The sequence below is a fragment of the Bacillus sanguinis genome, from assembly GCF_018332475.1.
GTDB lineage: Bacteria > Bacillota > Bacilli > Bacillales > Bacillaceae_G > Bacillus_A > Bacillus_A sanguinis.
On record NZ_BOQB01000005.1, the window covers coordinates 46,563 to 53,415 of the forward strand.

Annotated in this window: 6 protein-coding genes; 3 read left to right on the forward strand and 3 right to left on the reverse strand. The window is 33.6% G+C overall.

Annotation, left to right across the window (positions count from 1 at the left end):
• Positions 1 to 139: 139 nt before the first annotated feature.
• On the reverse strand, positions 140 to 1,171 hold the full coding sequence (locus tag KI369_RS00565) for an acyltransferase (RefSeq protein ID WP_212954744.1): 1,032 nt from the start codon (positions 1,169 to 1,171) through the stop codon (positions 140 to 142).
• Between the two features lie 240 nt (positions 1,172 to 1,411).
• Here KI369_RS00565 and guaC point away from each other — a divergent pair, with 240 nt between their 5' ends.
• Together guaC and pepF are read left to right on the forward strand one after the other, a co-directional pair.
• Positions 1,412 to 2,395: a GMP reductase gene (gene guaC / locus KI369_RS00570; protein ID WP_212954745.1), complete on the forward strand. Its 984-nt coding sequence runs from the start codon at positions 1,412 to 1,414 to the stop codon at positions 2,393 to 2,395.
• A 137-nt stretch (positions 2,396 to 2,532) separates the two neighbouring features.
• Positions 2,533 to 4,350: an oligoendopeptidase F gene (pepF, locus tag KI369_RS00575; protein WP_212954746.1), complete on the forward strand. Its 1,818-nt coding sequence runs from the start codon at positions 2,533 to 2,535 to the stop codon at positions 4,348 to 4,350.
• A 190-nt stretch (positions 4,351 to 4,540) separates the two neighbouring features.
• On the opposite strand, the gene KI369_RS00580 is transcribed toward pepF, so the two are convergent.
• A complete protein-coding gene (locus KI369_RS00580) occupies positions 4,541 to 5,419 on the reverse strand; it encodes a radical SAM/SPASM domain-containing protein (protein WP_097810526.1) in 879 nt (292 codons plus the stop codon).
• A 281-nt stretch (positions 5,420 to 5,700) separates the two neighbouring features.
• Between KI369_RS00580 and KI369_RS00585 the strand changes: the two genes are divergently transcribed.
• On the forward strand, positions 5,701 to 6,261 hold the full coding sequence (locus KI369_RS00585; protein WP_238484899.1) for a hypothetical protein: 561 nt from the start codon (positions 5,701 to 5,703) through the stop codon (positions 6,259 to 6,261).
• Positions 6,262 to 6,621: 360 nt separating this feature from the next.
• Here the strand turns inward: KI369_RS00585 and KI369_RS00590 are convergent.
• Positions 6,622 to 6,853 (reverse strand): hypothetical protein (locus tag KI369_RS00590; RefSeq protein ID WP_212954747.1); only part of this gene is annotated, 232 nt, incomplete at its 5' end.

Genomic DNA, 6,853 nt, shown 5'->3' on the forward strand with positions numbered 1-6,853 from the left:
CTCACTTTAGACTATAGTAAGATACTATATTAATCCACTGTTTTTAATTCATTTCAACCTAAATTTATCTAAGTATAATTTTAAAATAGTAAAGGGCAGCCTTAATAATAAGTCTGCCCTATCTATACTGTATTCATTTTTATGGAACCAATTTTTTCACAACTGGTATTCTTTGCAATACTAATGTAATAACCAGACTAAGAACAATTGTAATCGTTACATTAATAGGTATTGCCAATATTGCATGCACACGCTCATTTACCTTAGGGAAAACCATGTACAACAAGTTATTTAATAAGAAGAAGTGAAGAATATAGATTCCAAGGCTCGCTTGATTTATAAAGCGGAATAACAATGGTAATTCTCTTTCTGATTTTTGGAAAGCATATTTGAAAAATACAAATAATCCAATCGCCATCAGTACAACGCCTGGCGCAAAATACCCATACCAAAACTGCTCTAACTGTCCATTTGCTTTTACTGTATAGTGATATGTAATAAAGAATGTACTAATAAATCCTACAAGTCCTCCAATGTAAGAAATATTTCTCCACTTTTTCGTAATATCATAATTAGATAAGTAATAACCAAGTAAGAAATACCCTACATAATTTGTAACGTAAAATAATTCAATATTAAAGTTGATAGGATAATAATATTTAACTACATTGACTACAACAGACGCATATAGCCATAAAATTAAAAAGTATTCTACCTCTCTTTTTTTAGCATTCTTTACAAATATTTTCAGTAAAGGTGTAATTAAATATATCCCTACAATCATGTATAAGAACCATAAATGTCCCCCAATTGTATCCGTTAAAAAGTGCTTTATCCCTTGTTTTAAAGATGCCGGGAAATATCCTGCATATGCTCCATATGCATAAAATATAGCACTCCAAGCTACAAAAGGTATAATTACTTTACTTGCACGCTTCTGTAAAAATTCCCCAACCGAAATATCTTTCGTTCCTTTTAACAATAAAGCTCCACTAATCATCACAAAAATCGGAACACTTGCACGTGAAATCGATTCAAACAAGTTACCAGCCATCCAGCGTGATACGTTATTTGTATCTAACATAGAAACATAACCCGCAGAAACGTGAATTGTAACCACTGCGATTGTTGCTAATACACGCAACCAATCCATATATACTAAGCGCTTCATTAATATCCCCCCTAAATTTACCTATTTAACTCTTCTTTTCCAAACATAATTTTACATCAAATAATGCTATGTTTAAACACATTTTAGTGATATGAACTTACAACATAGGCGGCTAAATTTTAATTTTTTAATATAAACATGAAAACCTTTGACTTATGAGTGAAAATAATGTAAATTATCTTTTGGACGAACATTTTTAAATAAACTAAATAAAATATTCGTATTTTAGGGGTGTAAATGATGGAAAACGTATTCGACTATGAAGATATTCAATTAATTCCTGCAAAATGTATTGTGAACAGCCGCTCTGAATGTGATACAACTGTCACTTTAGGTAAACATAAATTTAAATTACCTGTCGTACCTGCAAATATGCAAACGATTATTGATGAAAGAATCGCAACTTATTTAGCTGAAAACAATTACTTCTATATCATGCATCGTTTCCAACCAGAGAAACGTATCTCATTCATTAGAGATATGCAATCACGTGGATTAATCGCTTCTATTAGCGTTGGTGTAAAAGAGGACGAGTATGAATTCGTACAACAATTAGCTGCTGAGCAACTAACACCTGAGTACATCACGATTGATATCGCACACGGACATTCTAATGCTGTAATCAACATGATTCAACATATTAAAAAGCATTTACCAGAAAGCTTCGTTATCGCTGGAAACGTTGGAACTCCAGAAGCGGTAAGAGAATTAGAAAATGCTGGTGCTGACGCAACAAAAGTTGGTATTGGACCTGGTAAAGTTTGTATTACTAAAATTAAAACAGGCTTTGGAACTGGCGGTTGGCAACTAGCTGCACTTCGCTGGTGTGCAAAAGCTGCAAGTAAGCCAATTATCGCTGACGGTGGTATTCGTACACACGGCGACGTAGCTAAATCTATTCGATTTGGGGCGACTATGGTTATGATCGGTTCTCTATTTGCTGGTCATGAAGAGTCTCCAGGGGAAACAGTCGAAAAAGAAGGCAAACTTTATAAAGAGTACTTCGGTTCAGCTTCTGAATTCCAAAAAGGCGAGAAGAAAAACGTTGAAGGTAAGAAAATGTTCGTTGAGCATAAAGGTTCTTTAGAAGACACTTTAATTGAAATGGAACAAGATCTTCAATCTTCTATCTCTTACGCTGGTGGAACAAAATTAGACTCAATTCGTACTGTAGATTATGTAGTCGTGAAAAACTCTATTTTCAACGGTGATAAAGTATATTAATTTTTAAATTTAACTCGAAGGACAAGCATTTTTATGCTTGTCCTTCTTTTTCATGTATAAAAATGTAAAATATTTTCATTTTACTGAATTTTCTAGTATCATGTTTTTAGATACTTATAATAAGGGGGATATAACAAATGAAAAATATAATTGAGAAACGTCATATTCGCGCAGAAGTCCCTACTGAACTAACATGGGACCTCTCTGATTTATACGCATCTGATAAAAAGTGGGAAACTGCATTACGTGTATTAACAGAAGATATAAAAAAACTTGATGCGTTTAAAGGCCAACTACACACTAGCCCCACTACTTTATTACATTGCCTACTTTTAGAAGAAGAGCTTTTAATGAAGTTAACAAAATTATACTCCTATGCGAATTTAAAAGAATCTACTGACCGCACAAATCCAGTTATTCAAGCGAACTCTTCCAAAATTGCTGATTTATGGACGAAAGTACATACTGCACTATCCTTTATCCATAATGAAATCCTCTCATTCGATGAAGGCACAATTGAAAAATATTTAACTGAAGAAACAAAACTCGAACCTTTTCGTAAATCCTTACTAGACATACTACAAAAAAGGCAGCACACGCTCTCTCCTGAAACAGAAGAAGCTCTTGCTGCACTTGGCGAAGTACATAGTTCTCCATACAAAATTTACGGTATGACTAAATTAGCTGATATGGATTTTACCTCCATACAAGACGAACAAGGAAACGAACTCCCTGTATCATTTGCATTATTTGAAAGTAAATATGAGTTCTCTCCAAGCGTAGACATACGTAGAAAAGCATACTCATCATTTGTTTCCACCTTGAAACGATATAAAAATACAGTGGCAACAACATATGCGACTGAAGTCAAAAAACAAGTAACACTCTCTCGTTTACGAAAATTTGAATCTGTTACTCATATGCTTTTGGAACCTCAAAAAGTTCCACTTGAAATGTATAACAATCAACTTGATATTATATACAAGGAATTAGCGCCTCATATGCGCCGTTTTGCAGATTTAAAAAAGAAAGTATTAGGACTCGATGAAATGCTGTTCTGCGACTTACATGCACCTTTAGATCCCGAGTTTAATCCAACCATCACATACGAAGAAGCCGGAAAACTCATTCAAGACTCTTTACAAGTACTCGGCGATGAATATGGTTCCATTATCGAAAAAGGATTTAAAGAGAGATGGGTCGATCTTGCAGATAATGTAGGGAAATCAACAGGGGCATTTTGTTCAAGCCCATATGGCTCTCATCCATACATTTTAATTACATGGCAAAATACGATGCGTGGTTGCTTCACATTAGCCCATGAATTTGGACATGCTGGTCATTTTTATTTGGCAAATAAAAATCAGCGTATTATGAATGTACGTCCATCCATGTACTTTGTTGAAGCACCATCTACAATGAATGAATTACTATTAGCCCAGCATTTATTAGCAACGAATGACGATAAGAGAATGCGCAGATGGGTGATTCTGCAACTACTCGGCACATATTATCATAACTTTGTTACTCACTTACTTGAGGGAGAATATCAAAGAAGAGTATACACGCTAGCAGAAGAAGGCGGGGCACTTACAGCTACAACTTTAACTGAAATAAAAACAAATGTACTTTCGACATTCTGGGGAAATTCTGTAGAAATTGACGAAGGCGCTGGCTTAACTTGGATGCGTCAACCTCATTATTATATGGGCTTATATTCTTACACCTATTCCGCAGGCCTTACTGCATCTACTGCGGTAGCCCAAATGATGAAAGAGGAAGGACAACCTGCCGTTGATCGCTGGTTAGATGTACTTCGCGCTGGTGGTACGATGAAACCACTTGAATTAATGAAACATGCTGGAGTAGATATGTCAAAACCAGATGCAATACGTAAAGCTGTTTCTTACGTCGGTTCCTTAATTGATGAATTAGAGCGCTCTTATCAAGAATAAAGTGAGACTTTAATCAGTGGGGGGTGTCCATCCCCCACTGATTATTAGCCCTCACCAATCGGGCTTTTACGGGCAGTTGATTCCCTACCTAACTTCTTTGCTTCCGCTGAATTTTGAGGTGAGGATCTTACTGCCCGGCAAATAGCGGGATAAAAAATAAGCCCTCGCTTTATGAGGGCTTGTTTCATATTTATTTTCCAAATCTTTTACGGTATCCACATTTCCTGCATAGCTCTTCGACTGCAACTCTTTTCGAAAATCCATCGACAATGTTTGTTGCTCTTTCACCTTCTATAATATTAGAAAATGAGTCATTATTAATATTCCCAAGGTTAATAATCCCCTCACCATCTAAACAACAAGGAATAACCGTTCCATTTGCTAAAATACCTGCTTGATTTCGAAGACCATGACAAAATCCTTTTCCATCATCCTCTTCTTCATGTAATGCCGGCCACTGGAATTCATAGTCTTGATTAATAAAGACACGTTCCGCAATTTTTATACCTTTTCCTGGTGTAAGCTTCTCTTCGATTTGATAAGATAGATCAAACTCATTTTCAATGATGGATAATAAATCTCTATTTTTCTGGATTTCAGCATTCGTTTTATTATCCTGCGTTAAATTCCATAACCGTAGTGAAACAATTAAATCCGATTGACTTGTCGCTTCTCTAATGAAGGAAAGTATACTTCTTACATAACCCTCTTTATCTTGCGAACCTGGATGTCCATCAAAACTGTGTAATGAAAAATTCATTTGTCTTAACGCAGGTTTATTTAACAGTCTATGCCTTCTCTTATTAATTAACGTTCCGTTCGTTGTAATATTAACTTTAAACCCTTTTTCATGGCTTAAATCTAACAATTGATCTATTTTCGGATGTAGCAACGGCTCACCCTTCACGTGCAAATAAATGTAGTCTGTGTGAGGTTTAATTTGGTCTAATCTTTTCGCAAAATCCTCCACAGAAATGAATTGCTTCTGCCTTTCCGTCGGCGGACAAAAGCTGCACGCAAGATTACATACACTCGTAATCTCCAAGTAAAACTTTTTAAACTTCTTCACCTTTAATTCCTCACTTCTCTGACTACTTGTACTTTTTCCTCTTCATATTACATCACACTTTTTTAGAAATAGAAACATACTTATTAAATATAAATTTAAACTGACCATTTTTCAGTTTTACTATACTTAAAAAGTAAGCAATCACACACGAATAATCCATTTATATAATTAAATTAATTTTTAAATTTTTTTAATTATAATTAAATATTGTATATTTTTACTTTTCTGTTAAAATAAGGTTGAAAGGGCTGGAAAATAAAAACGAAAGAGGTGTTTTTTTAGTGTTTAAAAAAGTATTTTCATCTTTTATAGCAATCACTTTACTAGTATCAACCGCATTTTCTCTCCAAGCATCTGCAGAAGAATCTATCAACAATGACAATAACCTTACATACGAACAGCAACAAGAAGTGGATAAATTAGCTATTGAAGTAGAAAAAGATCTTAAATTTTACTTTGAAGAGGTAGGGGAATTGACAGAGAGTGGCTATAAAGTTACCAATCCAGCACTTTTACAAGAAAAAATCTCTGCCAATGATCAAACAGCAATTAATATCGCTGAAATAATTGGATATAGTGAATACAATAAGTACGATAAGGAAATCCAAAGGAGCGCTGCATCTTTTGGAAAATGTATAGCAAATAAATTTATTAATAGTTATGGTAATATTGCCAGACAATTTTTATCAGGAGCCATTTTTACTTACATTAAGAGTAAACAATATGATTTGGCTGCAAAATTAATCGCAAACACTTTAATTAGAGCAGGATTCAAAGTTAATGCTGCTGGTATAGCAGTTGAAGCCGCTGCATATGGATGGCAATGTCGAAACGAATGGTAATTAATAACGCCCTCTAATATTATTTCTACTATTTTCTCAGAAATAAAAATTAAAATACTATTCTATTTTTAACATACTAACAAATACATCTGATGTAGAAAGTACCTTTTACTTATTAGGATTGTTCTAACAAGTGAAGGGTACTTTTTTAATACTTTTAACTAAAATAACAAAATACACGTAGTTCATAATTAAAAATTTAAAGCAAAATTAAAAGGCATGAATCCAATACTACCGGATTCATGCCACAGAAGCTCCCTAACCTATAATTACATAGTTCATTTAACTTTTTAAGTTTACTTCAATGTAAAGAATTCCTTTATTATTTTATTTAAAAGATACCTTTATAAAAAGTGAGTACTACATTTTATTTTTAAAGATCTTATTAAGTTTTTTTTGATAATAAATTTGATAATTCTTTTCACCAAATTTATCCGCTTTAAATTTACCTATAGTTTCCCTTACTTTTAAATCATGAGCTATAAGATATACTTTTTTTTCATCTCTATAGAACTCTTTAAACCAATCATATTTCTTTAATTCATTTATATTTTTAATTATTTCATCTTCGCTAGGTTTAAAAAAAGGGAGA